Origin of the sequence: Promicromonospora vindobonensis, from assembly GCF_042685865.1 — a bacterium.
Classification (GTDB): domain Bacteria; phylum Actinomycetota; class Actinomycetes; order Actinomycetales; family Cellulomonadaceae; genus Promicromonospora; species Promicromonospora vindobonensis.
In genome coordinates this window covers 2572057-2597400 of the sequence record NZ_JBHUOG010000002.1, presented here as the reverse complement: position 1 = coordinate 2597400, position 25344 = coordinate 2572057, and the positions used below count along the sequence as shown (strand labels likewise).

Below are 25344 nucleotides of genomic sequence, written 5' to 3'. Positions count from 1 at the left end.
CGGCCAGACGTGCGACAGGGCTATTGGAATTACTGTCCCGCCTCACGTCTTGCCAGCAAGCCGTAGGAATAACGCCCTTAGTCGCGCTGTAGGAGGGCTTCTACGTCCGGGTGCGTCAGTAGGTGGATTGAACTGTCAATCCTGTCCCAAGACCAGTCCCACCAACGCAGTTCTTGGAGCCGTACGATCTGGGCATCGCTAAAGCGTTTGCCGATCTCGCGTGCAGGCGCTCCGGCCACGACACCGTAGGGTGCAACGTTTGTCATCACGACGGCGCCTGGTTCGATTATTGCCCCGTTGCCGATGGTGACCCCCGAGCAAATGATGGCGCCAGCGCCGATCCAGACGTCGTTGCCGATGTCGACCGGGCCGTTCGTGTGCATCGGCTGGGACTCATGTACTGAAGGCCAAGAGTCGGTCATGGCACGAAACGCATAGGAAGCTGCACCATCGTTTGGTGGTTCGGCCAGCCGGATCGTTACGCCTGGCTCGATTGTGCAGAATTTTCCGATGGCGAGCGTCACGTCCTTATTCTCCAGGACGGTGGGCTCCCCAAATGTATGGTCGCCGACATTCCAGCCATTCTCTTTGATCAAGCTCTTGAGTTTTAGTTTTGTGAGAGCCGGATGCTTGTCCTGTATTGAGGCGTCGAACGGAACTGACTCGAGGACATGAACAATCTTTGATTTGGGGTCAAGTAGGTACTCACCCTTCAGAAAGAGCGTCTGTCCATCCCTGGACACGGTGTGGAACCTGGTACTGGCTTCGCCGGTGGCGGTAGCGAAGGCTATACAGCCATCGCTGATGATCCAGCGGCTCTCGTTCTGGTGCTTGGTGCCCCAGACAGTACCGTCGCGGTTCAGCCGGATCGGCGACGTGGCGTGGCTCCCGTCGTCGCGCTGCATCTTCCATGTAGTGGAGAGCACGTCGTCAATCATCAGGCCATGCCTGAGTTCGCCAGGACTGGCTGTGGGATTGACATCCTGCGTTGCCGGAGCCACCGCGCCGGGCCCCCACACCACCCGACCCTCGGCACCGGTCAGCCGTCGGACTATCTCCAGGTACACCTTCTCGGCATAGTGGAACGGAGCGTCCCCCCACGGATGGTCGGGACTGGAGACCACCTCCGACGGCTCCATCGAGATCACGTGAGCCCCCAGAGCCTGCGCCGCCAACCGGGCGTACGACCGGAAGACCGGGTTGGCGTCCGCGGCCCGCATTCCAAAGCTGCCCGGGGTCTGGGCTCCGGTCTCGGACCATTCCGCCCACGGGATGTCGAGCAGCACCACCGTGGCCTGCGACATCTGGTTCCGCATCTGCTCACCGATGTACTCCACCGCGGCGGTCCAGTAGTCGAAATGCTGCTGGGTGCCGAACGCGATGTGCTGGGTGCCCTGTGGCAGGTACTGCTCCCCGCCCGACTCGATGAGCTCCACCGAGCGGGTCACGATCGAACCGTCGGGCAGCAGGTACGCCCCGAGCCGCTCGTCGGTCAGGTCCACGAGCACGAAGTCCGTGGCGGAGGCGTGGGTTGCCAGTTGCGAACGGAGGCTGGACGAGAAGTCGCCGGTGATCATCCTCTGCTGGAACCGCGACTTGAGCGTCGGCGGAGCCATGAGCTCCACCGGCTTGGTGTAGGCGCTGAGCACCGACTGCCGTGCGACGTACTCCACGAGCTCGAACCGCTCGGGATCGAAATGCTCGAACGTGTCTCGTGACACGCACGAGCCGTAGATAAAGACCCTGGTCTTGCTCATGCCCCACCCTCTGCGGAAACTACCGTGAATTGTTCGTCCACCAGATCGAAGTCGGGCAGCACATCGGGAAGCACGGGCGCGAGCATCCGTGCCGTCGCGTCCAGCACCCGCCCTGCGCTGTGCCCGTCCCCGTATGGGTTGACGGCCTGTGCCATGGCGGCATAGGCCCTCTCGTTCGTCAGCAGCCGGTTCACCTCGCCGACGATGCGCTCCTCGGCGGTACCGATCAGCCGGGCGGTGCCGGCCTCGACCGCTTCGGGGCGTTCGGTGTTGTCCCGCATCACCAGCACGGGCTTGCCCAGGCTCGGAGCCTCCTCCTGGAGTCCGCCGGAGTCGGTGAGCACCAGGGTGGACAGCGACAGGAGGTGCGTGAACTCGCCGTAGCCGAGCGGCTCGGTGACCGTCACGTTCGGCAGCCCTTCGAGGTGCGGCAGCACCGCGTCGCGCACCACTGGGTTGCGGTGCACGGGCAGGACGATCTCGACATCGGGGAACCGCCGCGCGATCCGCGCCAGCGCACGGCCCACACCCTCCATGGCATCGCCCCAGTTCTCCCGGCGATGAGTCGTCACCAGCACGATCCGGCGACCCGACGCCGCGACGCCGGCGAGCGCCGGGTCCGTGAAGGCCGTGCGCCGCTCCACGGCCAGGTAGAGGGCGTCGATGACGGTGTTGCCGGTCACGACGATGTCGTCGAGCTGTACGCCTTCTGCCACCAGGTTGGCGAGGCTCCGCAGGGTGGGAGCGAGGTGGAGGGACGCGATCTGCGACGTGATCTTCCGGTTCGCCTCCTCCGGGAACGGCGACATGATGTCGCCGCTGCGCAGCCCGGCCTCCAGGTGGATCACCGGGATCTGCCGGTAGAAGGCGGCCAGGGCGGCGGCGGTCGAGGTCGACGTGTCGCCCTGGACGATGACGGCGTCGGGACGCACCTCGGAGAGGATCGGGTCCAGCTGGTCCATGACACGGGCGAAGATCTCGGTGAGCGTCTGACCGTGGCTCATGATGTCCAGGTCATAGTCCGGCACGATGCCGAAGACGTCGTTGACCTGGTCGAGCATCTCTCGGTGCTGGCCCGTGACGACGGTCAGCGAGTCGAACCGGTCGTCGGCCTCCAGGGCCGTGATGACCGGCGCGACCTTGATGGCTTCGGGGCGAGTCCCGTAGATCGTCATGACGAGGGGCCGGGTCACAGGTTGTCCTTTCTGGCCCACTGAGCGGCAGCTCGTGCAGCGCTGGCCTTGGCCTGCTTGGCGTCGCGCCCCGTCGGCCGGGCGTGCCGCTCCCGGACCCGCCCCTTGGGCGGTTCGGGCGTGTCGAACCGCACCTGCGTCTCCCGTCGTTCTGCGAACGCTTCCTCGAGGATCTGCTTGGCCTCGTCCGGCTTGTCCTTCGCGAAGGCCCACGCCCACTTGCGGTACCGCACCGCGACGTCCTGCGCCTCGCCGTCGAGCACCAGGCGGCCGTGGTGCAGCCAGATGGCCCGGGTACACGACTCCTCGATGGTCTGGGCCGCGTGGCTTACCAGGAACACCGTGCCGGCCTCCTTGCGTAGCCGCTCCATGCGCACCTCGCTGCGTTCCTTGAACGCCGCGTCACCCGTGGCCAGTGCCTCGTCGATGAGCAGGATGTGCGGGCGTGCTGCCGTGGCGATGGCGAAGCGCAGACGCGCCGCCATGCCAGAGGAGTACGTGCGCATGGGCAGGTAGATCGACTTGCCGAGGCCGGCGAGCTCGATGACGTCGGGTATGGCGGCCTGTGCTTCGGCAGGGGTTAGCCCCATGGCCAGGCAGCCGAGGCGCACGTTCTCCTCGCCCGGAAGGTCAGGCACCAGGGCGGCGTTCACGCCGATGAGCACGGGCGTGCTCTCGGCCAGCACCTGGCCCTTGGTCGGCTTCTCCAGGCCGGCGATGATCCGCAGGAGGGTGCTCTTGCCCGAGCCGTTCTGGCCGACGATGCCGATCTGCTCACCGGAGTTCGCGACGAACGAGATGTCCGTCAGCGCACGCACCGTCACCTTGGGTTCCTGGCCGAGGGCGTTGAGCGCGGCGCGCTTCAGCTTGGCGCGGCGGCCGAGGGTCGTGTCGGTCGACGGTGTCCGGTAGAACATCCGCAGGCCCTGCACGGCCACCGTGGGCCACAGCACGGGAGTGCTCCCGGACCGCGGTGCGACGGCGGCGATCTGCCCCGTGTGCGGCGGGGCCTGTACCGACATTGGAGTCGCTCCCGAGAACGGTCCCTGGGCCGGTACCGGCATCGACATGGGACCGCCCTGACCGAGCTGCGTCGGCATCGGATAGTCGAGGTCAGCGGCCATAGCTCTCCTCCGCGCTCCAGAAGGTGATGAATCCGACCAGCAGCGTGCCCACGGCCCAGCCGCCGAGCCACACCCAGCGCATCGGGTCGGGCGTCGTGGCGTAGAGCACACAGTCCCGCACGATGTCCAGGACGATGAACATCGGGTTCGCCTCGAGCCAGACCTGCAGGTCGGGATTGTCGGCGAGGAGGTTGTCGAACGAGAAGAACACCGCCGACGCGTACAACCACACGCGCATCACCATGCCGATGAGGTTGGTGACATCTGGCAGGGCCGCCGCCCACCGGGCCACCAGGAGCGACAGCCCTGTGGTGAACATGACCTGCAGCGCAAGGGCGCCCGCCACCAGGGCGATGCGCCAGGTGTACTCCTCGGCAGGCGGCATGAAGTAGATGAGCGCGGCCAGCGTCACCAGCGTGGGGCCCAAGTTGAGCAGGTTGCGCAGCACCACGGAGATCGGCAGCGCCGCCCGCGGGAACGTGAACGCCCGGATCAGGTTCTTGCCCTGCTGCACGGAGCGCGCGCCACCGTTGATCGACTGCGTCGTGAACTGGAAAAGGAACACGCCGATCAACAGGTACCCGACGAAGTTCTCGATGTCGCGTGCGTTCTTCATCAGTAGGCCAAAGATGAGGAAGTACACCGCACCGTCGATCAGCGGGTTCAGCACGAGCCACGCCTTGCCCAGCAGGCTCTGCCGCGTCCCGCTGGCCACCTTCGCCCGGGCATCCGCCCACAGGAAGTGCCGCCGCTCCCACAGCAGCCCGATGTACTGCCCCAGCGGCGGCCGGGCGCCGACCCGCGACAGGTTGCCGAGCGTGACCAGCTTCGTGGTCATCGGCGACGCGTCGAACAGGGCCGAGTACGACCCGGTCTCGGGACCGCTCATGCCGTCACCCCCAGGCAGGCTCGGTAGATCCCCAGATACGTCTCCGCGTTGCGCACCCATGTCCTCTCGGCTGCTACCACTCGGCCGCGCTCGACCAGCTCGGCGCGCCGTCCCGCGTCTTCGAGGAGGGCGCCGACCGACGTGGCCCACCCCTCCATGTCGTCGGCATCGACGTGCAGCCCGGCGCCGCCCGCTGCCTCGACGAGTGCCGGCAGCGCGCTCGCGACCACCGGGCGGCCCACCGCCATGGCCTCGACGGGCTTGAGCGGCGTCACCAGGCGCGTGACCTCGTGGTCACGCCGGGGCACCAGCACGACGTCCAGCGCGGCCAGCCACGTCAGTGCGACGTCGGACGGCACGCGCCCGGGAAGCACCACGTGGTCGGCCACGCCCAGCTCGCGCGCGAGGCGCGCCAGCCCGGGCCGCGAGACACCGTCACCCACCAGCACGCCGGTCACGTCCTGGCCCCGGGCGCGCAACGTCGCCACCGTGCGGACCACCGTCTCCAGGCCCTCGTAGTCGACCAGGCTGCTCACGGTGCCGATCGCAGGTCCAGCAGGCAGGCCCAGCACGGCCCGCGCGGCCTCCGGTGTCGGGTGCTCGGTGGTGAGCAGGGCTTCTGACACAGCGTTCGGCACCACCGTGATGCGCTCCGCGGGCACGCCCCGCGCCACGAGCGCGTCGCGCATGGTGCCGCTGAGCGTCACCACGGCGTCGGCGGCGAGCGCGAGCTCGGTCTCCTTGGCCTGCATCAGGGCGCGACGGCGCGACGCCGCAGCGCGGGCGCGGCCCTCCGGCGTGCCGTGCGAAGCCACCCAGGTCTCCTCGGGCAGGCCGCGCACCTCGTAGACCCAGGGGATCCCGAGCTGCCGCGCCGCCGTGCGGGCCAGCACCCCGTTGGCCGACGGCGTCGTGGTGTGCAGAACGGAGGCACCCGCCTCACGAGCGGCCTCGGTCAGCAGCTCCGCCTCCTGCGCGGTCCGCCGCGTGACGTCGGGCAGCACGCGGCTCGCGACCAGGCGGCGATAGGCGACCCCGTCCACGACGTCGGTCCCGCGCGCCGTGAGCGACCCGATGGTCAGCGGGTAGCCCGGCCGTGTCGTCGCGGACGCGCGCAGCCCGCCGGCGCGCTGCGCCACCAGGATCGCGTGCGAACGGAGCGTGTATCCGCTCTGCGTGTGAGGCAGCGAGTTGGTGAGGTGGTGCAGCACCGTGATGCGGTCCGAGTCCGTGGGCCTGGCCGCTGCCGGCGCCGTGCCGTGGGCGTCGTCCGGCGGCTCCGGCTGCAGCAACGCCACCTGCGTACGCAGGCCGGCGGGCGCGTCCGGCCCGATCGCCTCGGCATCGCCGAGGAGCCAGGCCGCGCGGTAGCGCGCGGGTCCGGCACCCTCGATACCGTCGAGCAGATCGGGTCGGCCCACCGCGACGGCGACCTCGGCAGCGACCCGCAGGCCACGGCCGTCGCGGCGCGCGAGCAGCTGCTGCGCCTCGTCCGCTGCGCGGACGGTGTCGCCGGCGAGCATCCGGCCCAGCGCGTGCGGGGCGGACGGCGCCGGTGCGAGCCCGAGGGCACGCACGAGCGGCCGGCGCAGCGGCTCGGGGGCACGCCGGGCAGCCTGGACGGCGAGCCAGAGCGGGTCCTCGACGAGGGTCCTGGTGACAAAGGACGTGGTGAAGCGCAGGTTGCGCGCGAGCTCGCCCGCGCGCCGCAGAGGTGGCGCCATCAGTACCGTGCCCCTCGGCCGGCGCCCTCAGCCGTCAGCGGGTGGGGGAGCAGCTCGTCGAGCAGCTCGGAGTAGCGGTGGCCCAGCACGGCGTCGCTCGCGTGCTCGGAGACCCAAGCGGCGGCGTCGGGCGAGGCGGCTGGCACGACGCCGTCGGACAGCCAGCCGGACCACAGGTCGGCGAGGCCCTCGACGTCGCCGGGGCGCACGACGGCGCCCGCGCCGTTCGCCGAGACCAGGCTGGCGGCCTCACCGGCGAGGCACGCCGATGCGGCGACGCCGGACGCCATGACCTCGTACAGCTTGGACGGGACGGTCCACTCGAACGGTTCCCAGTCCCGCAGGGAGACGACCACGGTGTCGGCCCACGCGTACAGGTCGCGCACCTCGGTGGACGGCACGGAGGGCTCGACGCGGACCGGTGCGCCCAGCTCGGCCGCCAGGAGCCGCAGCGGTTCCAGCTCGTTGCCGTGCCCGACGATGCGTACGTCGAGCGCGTGGCCGCGCGCCTGGACCAGGGCAGCCGCGCGCACCGCGACGTCCAGGCCCTGCGACCGGCCGACGGTGCCCGCGTAGACGACGCGCAGCGGACGGCCCGCCAGGGCGACGGGAGCGTTCTCACGAACGGGTGCGAACGCGGTCCCGTTGCGCACCACCGCCACGTTGCGGACGCCCCGTGACCGCAGCACCTCTGCGAACGCCGCGGTGGTCGTGACCACGAGGTCCGCCCGGGCCTGGAGCCGGGTGACGGTGCGGTGCACCATGCGCGCCGCAAGGTCGCGCATCCCACGACGCAGGCCGCCGCTCCGTCCGCGGCGCAGCAGGATGCCGCTCGGCTGGATCAGGTCCGGCCAGGCGTCGCGCATCTCCACGACGAAGCGAGCCCGGTGCCAGCGGGCGAGCGCCCAGCCGGCGACGACGCTCGGGATCCCCGGCACCGTCGCGATGACGACGGCCGGTCGTCCGGCAGCCGGCCGGACCCCGCGCAGCACCGAGCTGACGGCGGCGACCACCTGGTCGGCGGCACGCGAACCGAGCCCATGAGAATGCTCGCGGTAATTCACCCGGATGATCTTTTCCCCGTGGGTTCCTGAACTGACCGATCCAGGCAGGTAGTCGGGTGAAAAATGGGTGATCTTTCCAGAAGGGTAGTGCGGTGGTGGCGTCAGAACGGTAAGTGGATATCCGGCTGGTACCAGGTGGCCGGCGAGGGCCCCCCAGCGCCGCTGGGGAGCCCCCGACTCGGGCGCAAAATGGTGTGTGACCAGGAGAATCGCGCGGTTCTGCGAGTGTTTCACGCGAGCGATCACGGCGACTCTCCTCTCTGTCAGGCGTCCCGCCAGGGCTCACCGAAATACGCCCCGAAGGGCGCCTTCCGGTTGCGGTGCAGGCATAAGGGTAGTAGCCCAAAACAACACTAGGATCACGACCTATGGCCGCACCCGATCGAATGAACGATCTTCTCGCTGTCCCTAATCCCGTCGACGGAGATGTACGTCACGCACGCCGCCGTCGTCGGAGCAGGGGATTCGTCGCCGGGCTCGTCGTCGGGGCGCTCCTGCTCGTGGGTGGTGGCGGGGCCGCGGCCTACTTCGGCTACCGCATGTCGCTCGACAACAACATGGAGCGGATCGATCCGTTCGCCGAGATCGACCCCTCGACCCGCCCCAGCGCGGAGCCGGTGGAGGGACCGACCGCACCCGTGAACATCCTGGTGCTCGGCTCGGACAGCCGGATCTCGGCCGGCGACCCGAACGCCTGGGAGGCCGGTGCGCAGCGCACGGACGCGATCATGCTGGTGCACCTGTCCGCCGACCGGCAGTCGGCGGCGGCGATCTCGATCCCCCGTGACTCCTGGGTACCGATCCCTGGGTACGGCGAGGCGAAGATCAACGCGGCGTTCTCGTACGGCGGCCCGCCCCTGATGATCCAGACGGTCGAGGACCTGACGGGCGTGCGCATCGACCACTTCGCGGTGACCGACTTCGAGTCGTTCATGGCCCTCACCGACTCCCTGGACGGGGTCGAGATCACGGTGCCCGACGGCGACGGTGGTTCCGTGCGGCAGGCGATGACCGGTGAGCAGGCGCTGTCCTTCACGCGGGAGCGTTACGCCCTGTCCAACGGCGACTTCGGCCGCGTTCAGCGGCAGCAGGCCTGGATGCGGGCGATCGTCGCCAAGGCCAACAACAGCCGCAGCGACCCGATGAAGCTCGCGCGCTTCCTCGAGGCCGTCACCAGCTCGGTGGCGGTGGACAAGGAGCTGACGCTCGACCGCATCCAGGAGCTGTTCACGGGGGCCGGGGACATCTCGACGAACGACATCACGTTCATGACCGCGCCCTACTCGGGCACCGGACGCAGCGCCGACGGCCAGTCGATCGTGGTGCTCGACCGCGCGGCGTTCGACCCGCTCATGAAGTCCGTGGCGAAGGACGAGGTGCCGAAGTTCCTTGCCACCAACCCGGACGGCATGGACGTGCTGCCCGCGGTCGTCCAGTAGGACGCTCGGGCTCCGACCGGTCCCGCCGCCCGTCGGGCAGCGGGACCGTCGTCAGAGTCCTAGCGCCGCCCGGAGGTCGGCCTGGACCTGGGCCAGGCGGTCCCGCGCGGCGACCCGGGCCGCGGACAGGGAGCCGGCGGACGCGTCCGGGTCGACCGGCGAGACGACCTCGATGTAGCACTTGACCTTGGGCTCCGTGCCGCTGGGGCGCACGATCACGCGGGTGTCGTCGGCGGTCAGCAGCACCACGCCGTCGGTAGGCGGCAGCCCGTCCAGGCCCTCGGCGAGGTCGCGTACCGAGTCGACGGGCGATCCCGCAAGGATCGTCGGCGGCGACGTGCGGAGCGACGCCATGGTCGACTCGATCTCGGCGAGGTCGTCGAACCGCGCCGACACCTGGCCGGTGATGTGCAGCCCGCAGGCACGTACGACGTCGTCGAGCCGGTCGAGGAGGGTGCGGCCCTCTGCCGCCAGCCGGTTCGCCAGCTGTGCCACGGCGACCGCTGCCGACAGCCCGTCCTTGTCCCGGACGTGCTCGGGGTCCACGCAGTAGCCGAGGGCCTCCTCGTACCCGAACACGAGGCCAGGGGTGCGCGAGATCCACTTGAAGCCCGTGAGCGTGGTGGCGTGCTCCAGCCCGTGCCGCGCCGCGATCGCCGCCAGCGCGCGCGACGACACGATCGAGCAGGCCAGCGTGCCACCCGTACCGGCGCGCGCGGCTCGTTCGGCAGCGTCCCAGCCGAGCAGCATGCCGGCCTCGTCGCCGTGCAGCATGCGCCAACCCTGCGAGAACGCGGTCTCCGCGCCCTGGTACGTCCCGTACTGCGGGTCGAGCACCGCGACGGCGCACCGGTCCGCGTCGGGGTCGTTCGCGATGACGAGGTCCGCGTGGGCGTCCTGCGCCAGGGCGAGGGCCATGTCGATCGCCCCGGGCTCCTCGGGGTTGGGGAACGCGACGGTCGGGAAGTCCGGGTCCGGCTCGGCCTGCTCCTCCACCGGGACGACGTCGGTGAAGCCCGCCTCGGCCAGCACGCGCGCGACGGCGGCGCCACCCACGCCGTGCAGGGACGTGGTCACGATGCGGAGCTTGGTGCGCGGCTCGCCGTCGTGCAGGCCCGCGACGGCGGCGTGGTACTGGTCGGTGATCTCCGGCCCGAGCACGGTCCAGCCGGACTCCGCACGCGGCACGTCCTTCGCAGCGCCCACCCGGGCGATCTCCTCGGCGATCCGGGCGTCGGCCGGCGGGACGATCTGCGCGCCCTGGCCCGCGCCGGCGACGACGCGCCCACCCAGGTACACCTTGTAGCCGTTGTCGGCGGCAGGGTTGTGGCTGGCTGTGACCATGACGCCGGCGTCGGCCGACAGGTGGCGCACCGCGAAGGCGAGCACAGGGGTGGGCCCCGGTGCAGGCATGAGCTGCACCTCGGCCCCCGCGGCGACGAGCACGGCCGCCGTGTCGCGGGCGAAGTCGGCCGAGCGGTGCCGCGCGTCGAACCCGACGACGACGCGCGGTGCGACTCCCGCGGCTTCCGCCTTGAGGAAGGCGGCCAGCCCGGCGGCGGCCGCGATCACCACCGCACGGTTCATCCGGTTCGGCCCGGCGGCCATGGCGCCGCGCAGCCCGGCCGTGCCGAACTGCAGGGTGCCGGAGAACCGGTCGGCGAGCTCGTCGACGGCCCGCGCCCGGATGCCGCTGCCGGTCGTCCTGGCGACCAGCGCCCGCAGCTCGTCGATGTCATCCGCGTCGACGTCGGCGGCCATCCAGGCCTCCGCGCGCGCGACGAGGTCGGGTGTGGCGGGTGCCCCGGTGGTGGTCGGCTGGTTGGCGGACACGTTCATCAGATCTGCTTGATGACCCGGGCGAGCAGGTCGCTGATGCGCGGACCGGCCTTCTGCCCCGCCTCCAGCACCTCCTCGTGGGAGAGCGGGTGGGGGCTGATCCCTGCCGCGAGGTTCGTCGCCAGCGAGAGGCCGAGCACGTCCATGCGGCAGTGGCGGGCGGCGACGGCCTCCAGCGCCGTCGACATGCCGACGAGGTCGGCGCCCAGGAGGCTCGCCATCTTCACCTCGGCCGGTGTCTCGTACTGGGGGCCGTGGAACTGCGCGTACACACCCTCGGGCAGGTCGGGGTCGACGCTCCGGGCGACGTCGCGCAGGCGCGGCGTGTAGATGTCCGTCATGTCGGCGAACTTGGCGCCCTCGAGCGGGGTCTGCCCCGTGAAGTTCAGGTGGTCCTTGATGAGCACCACCTGTCCAGGACGCCAGCCGATGTGCACGCTGCCGCAGCCGTTCGTGAGGATCGCGGTCTCGCAGCCCGCGGCCGCGGCGGTGCGGACACCGTGGGCCACGCGGCGCACCCCGATGCCCTCGTAGAGGTGCGTGCGGGAGCCGAGGACGAGTGCGTGCCGGACCGAGCCGTCGGCCCGCTCGATGCGGATCGAGCGAGTCGTGGACCGGTGCCCGTCGACCGCCGGCTTGACGAAGCCGGGGATCTCCGCCGTGGGGATCTCCGCCACCACGTCGCCGATCAGCTCGGCGGCACCGCCCCATCCGGAGCCGAGGACGAGCGCGACGTCGTGCCCTGGCACCCCCGTCTTGGCCGCGATGTACTCCGCGGCCGCTGCAGCGACGTCGAACGGGTCGGTCGTCGGGTCGTCAAGATCTGGCTCCGTGCTCATGGTCCGAGGTTAACGCCACTTTCCCCCTGGCACGCGCCCACGAGCGCTCGGGATTCTGGACACTCGCCGACGATGCGAGAATGGGACCGTGACCCCCCTCGACTCCACAGCTGTCCCGCCCCACGTCGTCGTCGTGGGAGGTGGGCCAGGTGGCTACGAGGCGGCGCTCGTCGCGCGCAGCCACGGCGCGCAGGTCACCCTGGTGGAGCAGCAGGGGCTGGGCGGTGCGGCGGTCCTGACCGACGTCGTCCCCTCCAAGACACTCATCGCCACCGCCGAGTGGATGACCATCGCCGACCGGGCCCCCGAGCTCGGCATCCGGATGCCCGACGACGTCGTGGACCCGCTGTCCGACGTCGACGTCTCGCTGGCGACTGGGGGCATCCCCGTGGTCTCCGCCTACGGGGCCCCGGCCCTGGGCGGCGCGGGCGTGCAGGCTGCGGCGTCCGCCGCAGGGACCGCGGAGGAGAAGCGCAAGCACTTCGTGGACCTCCAGGCCGTCAACAAGCGCGTGCTCGCGCTCGCGCGGGCGCAGAGCGCGGACATCCGCGGCCGCCTGGAGCGCGAGGGCATCCGGATCATCGCGGGCAAGGGGCGCCTGGACGGGCCGGCCCGCGTGGTCGCAGAGCTGGCCGACGGTACGACAGAGGTGCTGGAGGCTGAGTCGATCCTCCTCGCGCTCGGCGCCACCCCGCGCACCCTGCCCACCGCGGTGCCCGACGGCGAGCGGATCCTCACCTGGACACAGGTGTACAACCTGCGTGAGCTGCCCGAGCGGCTGATCGTCGTCGGCTCGGGTGTCACCGGCGCCGAGTTCGCCGGCGCCTACAACGCCCTCGGGTCGGACGTGGTGCTCGTCTCCAGCCGTGACCGCGTGCTGCCAGGGGAGGACGAGGACGCCGCGGAGCTGCTGGAGGGGGTCTTCCGCTCCCGGGGCATGACCGTGCTGTCGCGCTCGCGTGCCGCGTCGGCCGTGCGGACGGACGACGGCGTCGAGGTGACGCTGTCCGACGGGCGCGTGGTGCACGGCTCGCACGTCCTCGTGGCGGTCGGCGGGGTGCCCGCGACGTCCGGCCTGGGGCTCGAGGAGGCGGGGGTGCGGCTGTCGGAGACGGGGCACATCGTCGTCGACCGCGTCTCGCGGACCTCGGTGCGCGGCATCTACGCGTCGGGCGACTGCACCGGCGTGCTACCGCTCGCGTCCGTTGCCGCCATGCAGGGTCGGATCGCGGTGGCGCACGCCCTCGGTGACGCCGTGCAGCCGCTCGCGCTCCGCACCGTCGCCTCGAACATCTTCACCGCGCCGGAGATCGCCACCGTCGGCTACAGCGAGGAGAAGCTGCGCTCGCAGAACTCCCGCTTCATCACGACTACGCTGCCGCTCGCCCGGAACCCGCGCGCCAAGATGCTCGGCGTCAAGGACGGGTTCGTGAAGCTCTTCGCGCACCCGGAAGCCGGCGTGGTGCTCGGCGGCGTGGTCGTCGCGCCGCGCGCGTCCGAGCTGATCTTCCCGATCACGCTCGCCGTGCAGCACCGGCTCACGGTGGAGGACGTCGCCTCCGCGTTCACCATCTACCCGTCACTGTCGGGCTCGATCGCCGAGGGTGCGAGGGTGCTCGACGCGCGGGTAGGCAATTAGGCCAGGTCGGCAGCCGGAAGCCGGGCTGGAGCGCGTGGGACGGCCGCGAGCCGGACCGTGGCGCCGGGGGTGACACCAGGAATTCGGGGTGGGTTGCGCTGCGTCGACATTGTCTACGCGGAGCAACCCACCCCGAATTCGTAGGCTCTCCCCGTGCCCCCACGGGTGCCGGATCCGCTGACGGCTCAGGCCCTACCTGTCTGTCGCCCGAGCCTGCGGTCCCGCTCAGGCGACGGAGGCGTCCAGGACGATCTGGCCGCCCTCGACCCTCGCGTTCGAGACCGTGATGCCAGGAACCTTCGCCTCCAGCAGGCGCTCGACGTCGACGGCGATCCGGGCGTCCGGCTGCACGTCCACGACCCCCGGCGGCAGTCCCTGCTTGGCGACCTCCTGCTCGATGGGCGCTGCGGCGAGGCTGAGCAGCCGGTGGGCCGGCAGACCCGCGGCGTTCACCTCGACCGTGAGGGTGGCGACGCCGCGCTCGAAGGAGGCCAGCTTCACGTCCGCGCGCACGATCGGAGCGATCTTCACGGCAAGCTTGAGCGGACCGGGCAGGGTCTCCAGGCGGCGCAGGTCCGCGACCACGCGAATCACGTCCCCGTCGCCGACGACGGACGTGATGACGGGCGGCGCCTGCTTGGCGATCCGCGCCAGGCCGAGCACCTCTTCGGGAGCGATCCGGATATGCACGATTCGACCCTAACCCAGCATCGTGAGCAGTCGGGGTAGTGCCTCGCCGAACGCGGGCAGCAGGGTCAACGAGCCCAGGTCGTCGAGCCCCGTCCAGCGCACCTCGAGGCTCTCCGGGTCGGCGGCGCGCGGCTCGACGCGGTACCCAGGGGCGACGTCGGCCACCACCGTCGTGTAGGTCCAGGCCGGGTGCTCCAGCACGTGCGTGCCCACGACGTGCACGGCGGCCGGGTCGATCGCGGCCTCCTCGGCAGCCTCGCGCAGCGCACCGGCCGCAGGCTTCTCGTCCGGCGCGAGGGCACCGCCGGGGATGCCCCAGGTGCCGCCCATGTGCGACCACAGCGCGCGGTGCTGGAGGACCAGGTGCGAGGGCTTCCCGTCGGGGTCCCTGCGGACGAGGAGCAGCCCGGCAGCGCCGAACAGCCCCCAGTGCCGGTGGTCCCCGCACGTCACCCAGCCGTCGCCGCCGTGCCGGTGCAGGTCGGTCGGGGGCACTGTCGCATTCGGCACAGCGCCAGTCTGTCAGGTCTTGGCCTGCGATGTCGGCGGGTGGAGGTGACAGAACAGTGCCCCGCCGCCGCCCTCGCCGTGGCGGGTCGGAGGCGGGGCAGCGCGGTGCCCTGCTCAGGCTTCCCTGGCGACACCTTCGACGATGACCTTGCCGCCCTCGAACCGGAAACCCGTCACCTCGGTGAACGTGCCACGCATCAGGGCGAGCACGTCGAGCGAGACGGTGCCGTCCTTGCGGAGCTGCACGGCGTGGTCCGGCAGCCCGCTCTTGTGCGCCATCTTGGCGACGGTGCCGGAGGCGAGCGGGAGCAGCTTGGTGGCGGGCAGGCCGGCCGCGTCGGCGTCGACCTGGAGCACCGCGATGTTCTGCCAGAAGGACGTGAGCTTCGCCGACGCGTGCACGACCGGGACGGCCTTGGCCGCGATCTTGACGGGCAGCGGGGCATAGGTCAGGCGACGCAGGTCCGCTGTCACGGAGATGACGCCGTCGTCGCAGGTCAGCTCGCTGACGAACGACGGAAGGGACTTGCGGGGACGGACGAGGGCGATGGCCTCTTCTGGGCTGAGTACTACGACGTGTGTCACGTCGCAGAACTTAGCGGATCAAAGGCTGCCGTCTTCGCCCTTTCCGTGCGGATTCGGGCCGATAGGGCACTTTTCACCCGTGTTAGTCGCAAATTCACCCAACAGGTGGCGGTCCCTGCTCCGGCTCAGTCGACGATCTCGCAGATCGGAGCGCCTGCCGTCACCCCGGCGCCGGGAGCGGCCGTCAGGGAACGCACGGTGCCCGCGCGGTGGGCCAGGATCGGCTGCTCCATCTTCATGGCCTCCAGCACGACGACGAGGTCGCCCTCGGCCACCTGCGTGCCGTCCTCGACCGCGACCTTGACGATGGTGCCCTGCATGGGGGAGGCCAGCGTGTTTCCGGTGGAACCGCTCGACGTCTTGGCGCCTGCGGTGCGTCGAGCAGGTCGGCGAGCGGCGTTCGCCGAACGCGCGCGACCGGCGGCGACACCGAGACCTGCGGGCAGCACGACCTCGAGCCGGCGTCCGCCCACCTCGACGACCACCCGTTCGGCGGTGACCTCTTCCTCATCGGCCTCGGTGGCCGGTGCGGGCGCCGCCGGGGCAAGCGTCTTGAGCGTGTCGGCGAACTCCGTCTCGATCCAGCGGGTGTGCACGCGGAAGGCGGAGCCGTCGGCGGGGACGAACGCGTCGGCCTCGAGGACCGCCTTGTGGAACGGGACCACCGTGGGGATGCCCTCGACCACGAGCTCACGCAGCGCACGCCTGGCCCGCTCGACCGCCTGGGTCCGCGTGGCGCCCGTGACGATGAGCTTGGCGATCATCGAGTCGAACGCGCCGGAGACGGTGTCGCCCGCGACGACACCCGTGTCGACGCGCACCCCAGGGCCCGACGGCCACGCGATGGTGTGCAGGCGCCCCGGCGCCGGGAGGAACCCCATCGCAGGGTCCTCGCCGTTGATGCGGAACTCGATGGAGTGCCCCCGCACGGCGGGGGAGTGGTACCCGAGCTTCTCGCCGGCCGCGATCCGCAGCTGCTCGCGCACCAGGTCGATGCCCGTGACCTCCTCGGTCACCGGGTGCTCCACCTGGAGTCGCGTGTTCACCTCGAGGAAGGAGATGGTGCCGTCCACCCCGACGAGGAACTCGCAGGTGCCCGCGCCGACGTAGCCGGCCTCGCGGAGGATCGCCTCCGACGCCGCGTACAGGGCCTTCTCCTGCTCCGGCGTGAGGAACGGCGCCGGCGCCTCCTCCACCAGCTTCTGGTGGCGACGCTGCAGCGAGCAGTCCCGGGTCGAGACCACGACGACGTTGCCGTGGGAGTCCGCGAGGCACTGCGTCTCCACGTGTCGCGGCTTGTCGAGGTAGCGCTCCACGAAGCACTCGCCCCGGCCGAACGCCGCCACGGCCTCGCGGACCGCCGAGTCGAACATCTCGTCGATCTCTTCGTACGTGCGCGCGACCTTCAGGCCGCGACCGCCGCCGCCGAACGCCGCCTTGATGGCGATGGGCAGGCCGTACTGCTCGGCGAAGGCCTTGACCTCGCTGCTGTCCTTGACCGGGTCGGGCGTGCCGGGGACCAGCGGGGCGCCTGCGCGCTGCGCGATGTGGCGCGCGCTCACCTTGTCGCCGAGCGCCTCGATGGCCGACGGCGGCGGCCCGATCCAGGTGAGCCCCGCGTCCATCACCGCCTGGGCGAACTCGGCGTTCTCGGACAGGAAGCCGTAGCCAGGGTGCACGGCGTCGGCGCCGGAGCGGCGGGCGACGTCGAGCAGCTTGGCCGGGTCCAGGTACGTGTCCGCGGCACGGGCGCCGCCGAGCGCGAACGCCTCGTCGGCGAGGCGGACGTGCAGCGCCTCGCGGTCCTGGTCGGCGTAGACGGCGACGGAAGTCAGCCCCGCGTCGGCGCATCCACGGGCCACGCGGACGGCGATCTCACCACGGTTGGCGATGAGCACCTTCGAGATGGTTCGGGGCAGGCTGGAACTGGGCACGGCTCACCGTAACCCGGTGGTACCGGGCCGACGTACCGCCTCCGGACACCCGGTGAAAAGTCTGGAGCCCAGACCAACCCCGGCGTGGGCCGTTTGGAGGGTTCGGACATGGCGTCGGCCCAGAGGCGTCGGATCCGGACGCGTTGATTGTGCACATCCGGCAGACCCACGCTCTACCCCCCGCCCCCGCCCCGCCCCCCGCCCCCCGCCCCCCGCCCCCGGCCGAGGGCGTCGAACGTAGGAGTAGTCGCCTCATAGGTACCAATACGCCGACCATGTCTACGTTCGACGGCTCAGTGCGACGAAGCCTACGTTCGGCGGCCCCGGAGCCGCGGGAGCAGCGGGAACGAGGTGCTTAGTCCTCCAGTCATGGTGGGGCGGCGACGGCGGTTACGGGCGACGAGCGCGACCACAGCTGCCGGTCTGGCGCTGTTGTCCACAATGCCGCGGCGGCGGTCCTCGTGGCGACCGCCATCAGGGTGGGATCAGCGACATGAGACCCGTGCGGACCCTGCCGCAGCAGCTGCTGTCGGTTGCCGCCGCGCAGGAAGGGCTGGTGAGCAAGGCCCAGTGCGACGTGGCGGGAGTCGACAAGGACGCCGTCGCGCTGCTGATCAGGAAGGGTCGGTGGGGTCGCGTCGCCCGAGGGGTCTATGACACCGATGCGGAACCGACCGAGCGGCGGCTGCGAAACGATCAGCACGACCACGTCCGGCGTCGGGCGGCCTGGGTGGGCATGCTCGCGGTGCCCGACGGGATCGCCACCGGTGCCTGCGCGCTGGCGCTGTCCGGGATCGGCGGGCTGCCCGCTGACCTGGTGCCGGAAGCGGCTCGGCCGGGAGGTATGTACGCGGCTGTCGGCGATGGGATCGTGCTGCGCCGGTACAGGGGCTTCGCGGACCGGCCCTACCGGGGGCGCCGTGTCGCCGCCCTGGTTCCCGCACTGGCGCAGGCGCTCCCGTACCTGACCCGACACCACGCGGTGGCAGTGCTGAGCGACGCCCTGCGGGAGGGACGCCTCGACGCGGCAGGGCTCCAGCGCGTCCGCGAGCACCTCAGGGGACGACGAGGTGCCGCGCAGGTGTACTGCCTGCTGGACCTGGCCGAGGGCCGCGACGGATCGACCGCCGAGACACGTGCGCGGCTGTCCTTCATCGAGCACGGCGTACCGCCGGACGGGCAACAGGTCACGATCGTCGCCGGCGGTGTCGTCCTGGCCCGGGTCGACTTCGTCTGGAAGCTGCCCGACGGCCGCTACGTGGTGGTCGAGATCGACGGGCGTGCGTTCCACTCGGGGGACGCGATGCTCGCCGACGACGCGGCACGTCAGAACGGGCTCGTCGCCACCGGCAGGCTGATCGTCCTCAGGTTCCCGGCGGCCAGAGCCCTGGCCGGTGGCGCGTTCAGCGTCGGCGCGGAGATGGCCGACCGCCTGAAGGTGCTGAGCTGGCGCCCCGGCGCCTCGATCGGCCGGTCGATAGACCTGGACCAGGCGAGGCGGCGCCGAACGTAGGAGTTGTCGCGTCAGGAGCGCCCATGAAGCGACAACTCCTACGCTCGACGGCTTAGAGCGAGCAGGCCTACGTTCGGCGGACGGGGCCAGGGCCGGGGTCAGGGTGTGCGGAGGGTGCGCCAGGCCACGCCCAGCTCCCCGAGCAGCTCGCGCAGCAGGGGCAGGCTGATCCCCACGACGCCGTGGTGGTCGCCCTCGATGCGCTCGACGTACGGGCCGCCGAGGCCGTCGATGGTGAAGGCGCCCGCCACGTGCAGCGGCTCACCGGTGGCGACGTAGGCGTCGATCTCGTCGTCGTCGATGTCGGCGAACCAGACGGTGGTCGAGCTGGTCGAGCCGAGGGTGCCGCCCGTGCCGCCGTCGGCGTCGTCGCGCAGGTCCACCAGCCAGTGGCCGGTGTGCAGCACACCCTTGGCCCCCCGCATCGCACGCCAGCGCTCGCGTGCGGTCCCGGCGTCGGCGGGCTTGCCCACGATGGTGCCGTCGATCTCGAGCATGGAGTCGCAGCCGACGACGACGGCGTCGGCCGGCACGTCCGGATCGGCGGTGTCCCCGGCCTCCAGCCGGGACGCGACCTCCTCGGCCTTGGCCTGGGCGAGGACGAGCACGGCGTCGGCCGGATCGAGCTCGCCGAACCGGTCGGCGGCGTCGGCGAGGACCTTGTCCTCGTCCACGCCGGACACGACGACGTGCGGGGTGACTCCGGCAGACTTCAACGTCGCGAGTCGGGCGGGGGACTGTGAGGCGAGGACCAGGCGTGGCACGCGCGCCACGGTACCGAGTGCGCGGCCTCGTCAAACAGCGAAACCGCGATCCGCCGGACGTGACCCACGTCACTCGACGCCTACCGTCCGCGGGTCAGGCTCAGGTCGGCCGAGCGACCCGGGCGTCCGACCCGCGGCGGGACGGTGCGTCAGGCCAGCGCCTCGCGGAGGGTGTCAAGGCCCACCGAGCCCAGGTTCAGGGCCCGGGCGTGGAACGCCTTGGCGTCGAACTGCTGGCCGCCCGCGGCTGCGGCACCCCGCGCGGCGTCCCGCGTCTGCTCCCACAGGCGCTGCCCCACCTTGTACGACGGCGCCTGGCCCGGCCACCCGAGGTACCGGTTGAACTCGAAGCGCACGAACTGCTCCGGCATGTTCACGTTGGCCAGCAGGAACGGCCAGCCCTTCTCCGCCGTCCAGGTGCCACCGCCCCATTGCTCCGGGGCCTCGAGGCCGAGGTGCACGCCGATGTCGAACACGACGCGCGCCGCGCGCAGACGCTGGGCATCGAGCATGCCGAGACGGTCGCCCGGGTCCTCCATGTAGCCGAGCTCGGCCATGAGCCGCTCCGCGTACAGAGCCCAGCCCTCGCCGTGGCCGGACACCCAGCAGGCCAGCCTGCGCCAGCTGTTCAGCGTCGCACGTGCGAAAACGGCCTGGCCGCACTGCAGGTGGTGGCCCGGGACGCCCTCGTGGTAGACCGTCGTCTTCTCGCGCCAGGTGTTGAACTCGGTGACGCCCTCCGGCACGGCCCACCACATGCGGCCCGGCCGGGACCAGTCGTCGCTGGGCGGGGTGTAGTAGATGCCGCCCGACTGGGTCGGCGCGATCATGCACTCCAGGTCGAGCACGGGCTCTGGCACGTCGAAGTGGGTGCCGTTCAGGGCCGTGATCGCGGCGTCGGACGTCTCCTGCATCCACGCCTTCAGGGCCGCCGCGCCGAGCAGCTTGCGCGCCGGGTCGGCGTCGAGAGCGGCCACCGCCTCCTCGACCGTGGCGCCGGGACCCGCGATGGTCGCGGCGACCTGCTCCTGCTCCGCGACGATGCGGGCAAGCTCCTCCACGCCCCACTGGTACGTCTCGTCGAGGTCGACCTTGGCCCCCAGGAAGTAGCGGGACCACAGGGTGTAGCGCTCACGACCCACGGCGTCGGCCTCCGGCGCCTGCGGTGCGAGGTCCCGCTCGAGGAAGTCGGCGAGCTTGCCGTACGCCGCCTGCGCGTCCTGCGCTGCGCGCTTCAGGTCGCCGGCCAGCGTGTGCCCCTCGCCGAGGGTGGCCGTGGCCGCCTCACCCGTCACGAAGGACGTGAAGAAGGAGTCGCCCGCCGCCAGCTCCCGTGCCTGCGTGACGCACTCGCGCACCTGGCGGACGGCGGCGACGTCGCCCTTGGCCGCCGCCGCGGTGAGGGACTCGATGTACCCGTCGACGGCGCCGGGCAGCCCGCTCAGACGCGAGGCGATGTTCTCCCAGGCCTCGACGGAGTCGGTGGCCATGATGTCGAACACGTCGCGCAGCTGCTGCACCGGCGACTCGATGTTGTTCAGGGTGCGCAGGTCCTCGCCGGCCTCGTGCAGCTCGAGGTCGAGTCCCACGCGCTCGCGCATCGCGGACAGCGTGACCCGGTCGACGTCGTCCGCCGGCTCGAGCCCGGCCAGCTTGGCCAGGACGTCCCGGCCGGCCTGCGCGACGGCGTCGTGGCCGGCCGGCGAGAGGTCGCCGATCTCGTGGTCGTGCCCTGGCAGGCCCATGGCCGTTGCCGAGAGCGGGACGAGCTCGGTGAGCCGCGTGACGTAGTCGTCGGCGACGGCGTCGATCTGCGTGGGTGTGCGTGCGGGGCTGGTCATGGGGGCGAGCCTACGGCTGGCCCGATGAGACCGGGGAGAGAATTATCCGCCGGTCGAGGCGTCGAGAACCTCGGCTTCCTCCCGTCGAAGGGAGCGTGCTGAGGGGGATGACCTCCGCCGCCCACGTCACAATCTCCTCAAGCACTTCACGGGTCAGGTAGTCGTCAGTGATCGGACTGGTCAAGACGGTCCGAGCCGGGCTGCCCAGGCCCGACATACCGGCAAATTTAACCCCCGGTGCGCTGTTCCATGGGGCACCAGGATCGACCTGGACGGTACGATCGTCACCGGCTTGAGCGCCGAGCTCGCCGATCCCGAGAAAGGTGCTTGCATGAACGTTCGACGCCGGAGCCTGCGCCACCGCGCACTTCGCAAGATCGCCCGCACGGCCGACCGCTGGGCCGGTGCAGGTGCGTCGCAGCAGAAGAAGCCCGCTGCGCCGCCGGCCAAGGCACCCGCGAGGCCGTCGACCTCGTCGACGCCGGCCAAGCCCACGGTGAACGAGAAGGCCGTGACGCGGCTGCGGTCGTCGTACCGGCAGATGGTCGAGGTCGCCCTCGGGCTGGAGCCCGGCGGTCTTCCGGAGGAAGAGGTCCGCGCGAAGCGTGAGTACGTCCACGCGGCCAAGCGCACGGCCGCGGACGCCGAGCTCGCACGCATCCTGCGCTCCGGTGTCCCCCTGACGGACGGCGTGGTCAAGATGATCCGCGGCCGGTTCACGCGCAAGCTGAACTCCGAGGTCCTCGTGAGTGCCCGCGCGCTGTGCCATTCGCTCTACGACCAGCCGGACACGCGTGTCGCCGGCGCCCTCGGCGGTGCGCTCGTCGCGCGGCACGCCGGCAGCTACGACCTCGCCTGGGACCTGTTCTCCGAGGTGCCGCGCGACGTCGTGGCCCGGAACACGCCGGTCGAGTTCCTCCGTACCGCGGCCCAGGTGAACCAGCTCGGTGTCGTCGACGTGTGCGTCAAGTGGATCGACCAGGGCCTCGTGCGGGGTGCGAAGGACCTGTTCGCCATGGCGTCCATCTTCTTCGCCGTCAAGGAGTACCCGGCGGTGTCCCGCGCGATCGACGCAGCGCGTGCCGCTGGGGACGCCGACGAGGCGCTCGCCCGACGCATCGAGCTGCTCGCCGACTTCACGGACCGCGCCGTCGAGCCGCGGACGGCGACGGTCCCCGAGGGGCGCGTCTCGTTCGGCGTCATCGACTACAAGCAGCCGGACGAGGGCACGACGTCGTCCAACGTGGGCGACTACGTGCAGACGATCGCGAGCCTCGGCCACCTGGTGCGCCACGCCGGCCTGCGCCTGCACGGCGACGACGAGCTGGTCGAGGTCGTCTCGGAGCTCCAGGACCGCGTGCGCCCGGAGCTGCAGATCGACGGCCCTGGCGCCGACGTCCAGCTCATGACGCTGAACCGGGACTCCTCGAGCTACGACGCCGTCCCGGAGAACACGTGGGCGATCGCGTTCGGCTGGTACATGCAGGACATCTTCGGGCTGGCCTACGACTTCCCGTTCAACCCGAACGTGAACCCGCTGTTCATCTCGTTCCACGTGAACCGGCCGAGCATGCTCACGCCCGAGGCGATCGAGTACCTCAAGGCGAACGGCCCGATCGGCTGCCGCGACTGGAACACGGTCTACCTGCTCCTCGCCCGTGGCGTGCCTGCCTTCTTCTCCGGCTGCCTGACCACGACGATCAGCACCGTCTTCCCCGACGCCGCCGCACCCGTCCCCGCCAACGGCCCGACGGCCTACGTCGACACGCCGGCGCCGACGGACGACGCGATCCAGATCACCCAGATGCACGAGGACGTCCGCTGGACCTCGATGGGGCCGAACGTCCGCGAGGCCCTCGGCCTGCTGGAGAGCTACCGCTCGGAGTACGGCCAGGTCGTCACCTCGCGCCTGCACTGCTACCTGCCGTCGTGGTCGATCGGCGCGAACGTGAAGTTCACGCCCAAGAACCGCGCGGACGTGCGGTTCGCCGGCCTGCTCGACGCGGACGAGAACGACCTCGATGCGATGCGCGAGCGCATCCGTCGTCTGCTCGCTCCGGCCATGGCGCTCGTGCTGCAGGGCAAGTCGCGCGAGGAGGTCCATGCCGAGTGGCAGAAGACCGTCGCGCCGGAGGTCGCGCTGGCCGAGGCCCGGTTCTCCGCGCCCACCAAGAGCCTGACGGCGTCCTTCGACGTCGACGAGGCGTGCCGGACGGCGCGCGCCTCGCGCGTCGTGACGCCCGCCACCGCGCCGCGCACCGGCGAGACCGTGCACGTGGCGGTCGCGCTCGACGGCAACCTCAAGCAGGAGATGGAGGTGGTCATCGGCGGGCTGGTCCAGCACTCCGACCGCCCCCTGCACGTCGTGGCGCTCACGCGCGACCACACGACGGAGGACCACGACCGGCTCGCCGGCCTGTTCCCCGAGGTCGCCTTCGAGTGGATCGCCTGCGACGACATCGACTACGGCCCCGTGCTCGGCATGCTCAAGCACATCACGGTCTCGACCATGGACCGCCTGCTCCTGCCGGAGCTGCTGCCCGACCTGGACCGCGTGGTCTACCACGACATCGACGCGCTGACCGTCAAGGACATCGCGAACCTGTACGACGTCGACCTCGGCGGCTCGCCGCTCGCCGCCCGCCCGTCGGTTGGTCACGGCGTGCGCAGCGGTCTCGGCAACATCCTGAAGCAGGGTCGTCGCCTGACGGAGGAGCCGGAGGTCGCCAACGAGTTCTTCCGTGCGATGTACCAGCGGCACCCGAAGGACTTCGACGGCTTCAACGCGGGCATCCTGCTCATGGACCTCGCGCAGATGCGGTCGGAGCGCTTCACCGCCGAGTACGTCGCGTACGTCGAGAGCTACGGGCTCAACGACCAGGAGATCCTGAACTGCTACGCGGGCTCCCGGTACCGCAAGATCGAGCCGGCCTGGAACAACTGGCCGACCCAGGAGACGGTGACCGACCCGAGCATCGTGCACTGGGCCGGCTGGCTCAAGCCCTGGAACCAGGACCTGTATGTCAAGTACCGCGACCTGTGGGACAAGGGGACCGAGTTCGTCGAGACCCGCCGCGTCGGCGCGTGACAGAGGTGGTGCACATGGACGAGGCCCTGCATCGTGAGGTGCGGGACCTCGTCCGCGCTCTGCACGGACGACAGAAGGTCCCGACGCTCGAGGTGCTCCGGTGCCTCAAGCGGGTCGGCGAGGCCGGGGACCCGGCCCTCGCTGCCGAGCTCGCCGAGGCTGCGTCGGACCGGTTCGCCGGCCGCGTGCGGATTCTCCTTGCCTGCGCCGGAGCGCTGGAGGCCACCGGACAGCCCGCCTTGGCGGTGCCGCACCTGCGCAGGGCTCTGGAACGCGGTACGGGTAACGACCGCCGTACGGCCAGGCGCCTCGCGCGGGCGCTCGTGGCGGCAGGCGCGTCCACCGCGGAGGTGGACGACGCCTACGCCCGCGTCCTGCGGGACGGTCCGACGGACCGGACCGCTCTCGGCGAGTGGCGCGAGGTGGAGCGCGGCCCGGACGACGTGCCGTTCGTGGAACGGCTCTCCGCGCTCCAGGCGGGTACCGAGAGTCCTCTCCCCTTCGTGCTCCGCGAGCTGCTCCGAGGGCCGACGGCGGACACGACGCGCCAGGTGCACGCCGCGGCGCTCGCGACGTTCCTCGCCGGTGACGACGCCCAGGCCTGCGCACGTGTCTGGGCGGCCTACGGCGCGCTCGAGCCGCTCCCGGAGGCGGACGCCGACCGGGTGGCCGCGTTGCCGGGAGTCGTCAAGGCCCTGTTCTTCCTCGTGAGCGTGCCCCGGATCATGACGCCGGAAGAGATGGTGCAGGAGGGGGTGCCGCTCTCCGCCGACGCGATCGAGTGGTGGCGCGAGGACTTCCTCAGCCCGGACGTGCCGCAGCCGGACGACCGCGAGTTCGTCACCCTCGCGCATCGGGAGATCGTCTACGCCGACGACCCGCGCCTCGCCCACCAGACCCGCGCGGTCCGCG

Annotated in this window: 18 protein-coding genes; 4 read left to right on the top strand and 14 right to left on the bottom strand. The window is 71.0% G+C overall.

Going from position 1 to position 25344, the window contains the following annotated elements; translation table 11 throughout:
- Window positions 1-77: 77 nt before the first annotated feature.
- From ACFS27_RS24865 to ACFS27_RS24840, 6 genes are read right to left on the bottom strand one after another with little or no spacing between them, the layout of a single operon-like run.
- Entirely contained in the window at window positions 78-1757 is a 1680-nt protein-coding gene (locus ACFS27_RS24865; protein ID WP_377189042.1) for a DUF6270 domain-containing protein, read from the bottom strand.
- Complete coding sequence (gene wecB / locus ACFS27_RS24860; protein ID WP_377191172.1) at window positions 1754-2932, bottom strand: non-hydrolyzing UDP-N-acetylglucosamine 2-epimerase; 1179 nt, start codon at window positions 2930-2932, stop codon at window positions 1754-1756. Before wecB ends, ACFS27_RS24865 begins: the two co-directional genes overlap by 4 nt.
- 14 nt (window positions 2933-2946) lie before the next feature.
- On the bottom strand, window positions 2947-4074 hold the full coding sequence (locus ACFS27_RS24855; protein ID WP_377189039.1) for an ABC transporter ATP-binding protein: 1128 nt from the start codon (window positions 4072-4074) through the stop codon (window positions 2947-2949).
- Complete coding sequence (locus ACFS27_RS24850; RefSeq protein ID WP_377189036.1) at window positions 4064-4963, bottom strand: ABC transporter permease; 900 nt, start codon at window positions 4961-4963, stop codon at window positions 4064-4066. The genes ACFS27_RS24855 and ACFS27_RS24850 overlap by 11 nt, the downstream gene beginning before the upstream one ends.
- Window positions 4960-6687 carry a glycosyltransferase family 4 protein gene (locus tag ACFS27_RS24845; protein ID WP_377189033.1) on the bottom strand — a complete coding sequence of 576 codons (1728 nt, stop codon included), beginning with the start codon at window positions 6685-6687 and terminating at the stop codon, window positions 4960-4962. The genes ACFS27_RS24850 and ACFS27_RS24845 overlap by 4 nt, the downstream gene beginning before the upstream one ends.
- Complete coding sequence (locus tag ACFS27_RS24840; protein WP_377191170.1) at window positions 6687-7985, bottom strand: glycosyltransferase family 4 protein; 1299 nt, start codon at window positions 7983-7985, stop codon at window positions 6687-6689. Before ACFS27_RS24840 ends, ACFS27_RS24845 begins: the two co-directional genes overlap by 1 nt.
- Window positions 7986-8119: 134 nt before the next feature.
- Between ACFS27_RS24840 and ACFS27_RS24835 the strand changes: the two genes are divergently transcribed.
- Entirely contained in the window at window positions 8120-9190 is a 1071-nt protein-coding gene (locus ACFS27_RS24835; RefSeq protein ID WP_377189030.1) for an LCP family protein, read from the top strand.
- A 51-nt stretch (window positions 9191-9241) separates the two neighbouring features.
- Here ACFS27_RS24835 and ACFS27_RS24830 read toward each other — a convergent pair whose 3' ends face one another.
- Both ACFS27_RS24830 and ACFS27_RS24825 read right to left on the bottom strand, forming a co-directional pair.
- Window positions 9242-11029, bottom strand: coding sequence for a phospho-sugar mutase (locus tag ACFS27_RS24830; protein WP_377189027.1), 1788 nt, complete (start codon window positions 11027-11029; stop codon window positions 9242-9244).
- Window positions 11029-11868, bottom strand: coding sequence for a purine-nucleoside phosphorylase (locus ACFS27_RS24825; RefSeq protein ID WP_377189024.1), 840 nt, complete (start codon window positions 11866-11868; stop codon window positions 11029-11031). Before ACFS27_RS24825 ends, ACFS27_RS24830 begins: the two co-directional genes overlap by 1 nt.
- A gap of 88 nt (window positions 11869-11956) precedes the next feature.
- Here ACFS27_RS24825 and ACFS27_RS24820 point away from each other — a divergent pair, with 88 nt between their 5' ends.
- Window positions 11957-13507, top strand: coding sequence for an NAD(P)H-quinone dehydrogenase (locus ACFS27_RS24820; RefSeq protein ID WP_377189021.1), 1551 nt, complete (start codon window positions 11957-11959; stop codon window positions 13505-13507).
- Between the two features lie 225 nt (window positions 13508-13732).
- On the opposite strand, the gene ACFS27_RS24815 is transcribed toward ACFS27_RS24820, so the two are convergent.
- The 4 genes from ACFS27_RS24815 to ACFS27_RS24800 all read right to left on the bottom strand — a co-directional run bounded on the left by ACFS27_RS24815 (window position 13733) and on the right by ACFS27_RS24800 (window position 17226).
- On the bottom strand, window positions 13733-14197 hold the full coding sequence (locus ACFS27_RS24815; protein WP_377189018.1) for a hypothetical protein: 465 nt from the start codon (window positions 14195-14197) through the stop codon (window positions 13733-13735).
- Between the two features lie 9 nt (window positions 14198-14206).
- Window positions 14207-14707, bottom strand: coding sequence for an NUDIX domain-containing protein (locus tag ACFS27_RS24810; RefSeq protein WP_377189015.1), 501 nt, complete (start codon window positions 14705-14707; stop codon window positions 14207-14209).
- 114 nt (window positions 14708-14821) lie between these two features.
- Complete coding sequence (locus ACFS27_RS24805; RefSeq protein ID WP_377189012.1) at window positions 14822-15292, bottom strand: hypothetical protein; 471 nt, start codon at window positions 15290-15292, stop codon at window positions 14822-14824.
- A 125-nt stretch (window positions 15293-15417) separates the two neighbouring features.
- Window positions 15418-17226 carry an ATP-binding protein gene (locus tag ACFS27_RS24800; protein ID WP_377189009.1) on the bottom strand — a complete coding sequence of 603 codons (1809 nt, stop codon included), beginning with the start codon at window positions 17224-17226 and terminating at the stop codon, window positions 15418-15420.
- 493 nt (window positions 17227-17719) lie between these two features.
- Here ACFS27_RS24800 and ACFS27_RS24795 point away from each other — a divergent pair, with 493 nt between their 5' ends.
- Window positions 17720-18739: a type IV toxin-antitoxin system AbiEi family antitoxin domain-containing protein gene (locus ACFS27_RS24795; RefSeq protein ID WP_377189006.1), complete on the top strand. Its 1020-nt coding sequence runs from the start codon at window positions 17720-17722 to the stop codon at window positions 18737-18739.
- 98 nt (window positions 18740-18837) lie between these two features.
- Here the strand turns inward: ACFS27_RS24795 and ACFS27_RS24790 are convergent, their stop codons facing one another.
- Both ACFS27_RS24790 and ACFS27_RS24785 read right to left on the bottom strand, forming a co-directional pair.
- Window positions 18838-19503, bottom strand: coding sequence for a nucleoside triphosphate pyrophosphatase (locus ACFS27_RS24790; protein WP_377189003.1), 666 nt, complete (start codon window positions 19501-19503; stop codon window positions 18838-18840).
- Window positions 19504-19652: 149 nt separating this feature from the next.
- Window positions 19653-21344: a DUF885 domain-containing protein gene (locus ACFS27_RS24785; protein ID WP_377189000.1), complete on the bottom strand. Its 1692-nt coding sequence runs from the start codon at window positions 21342-21344 to the stop codon at window positions 19653-19655.
- A gap of 331 nt (window positions 21345-21675) precedes the next feature.
- Between ACFS27_RS24785 and ACFS27_RS24780 the strand changes: the two genes are divergently transcribed.
- Window positions 21676-24432 carry a glycosyltransferase family 8 protein gene (locus ACFS27_RS24780; RefSeq protein WP_377188997.1) on the top strand — a complete coding sequence of 919 codons (2757 nt, stop codon included), beginning with the start codon at window positions 21676-21678 and terminating at the stop codon, window positions 24430-24432.
- Window positions 24433-25344: the final 912 nt, after the last annotated feature.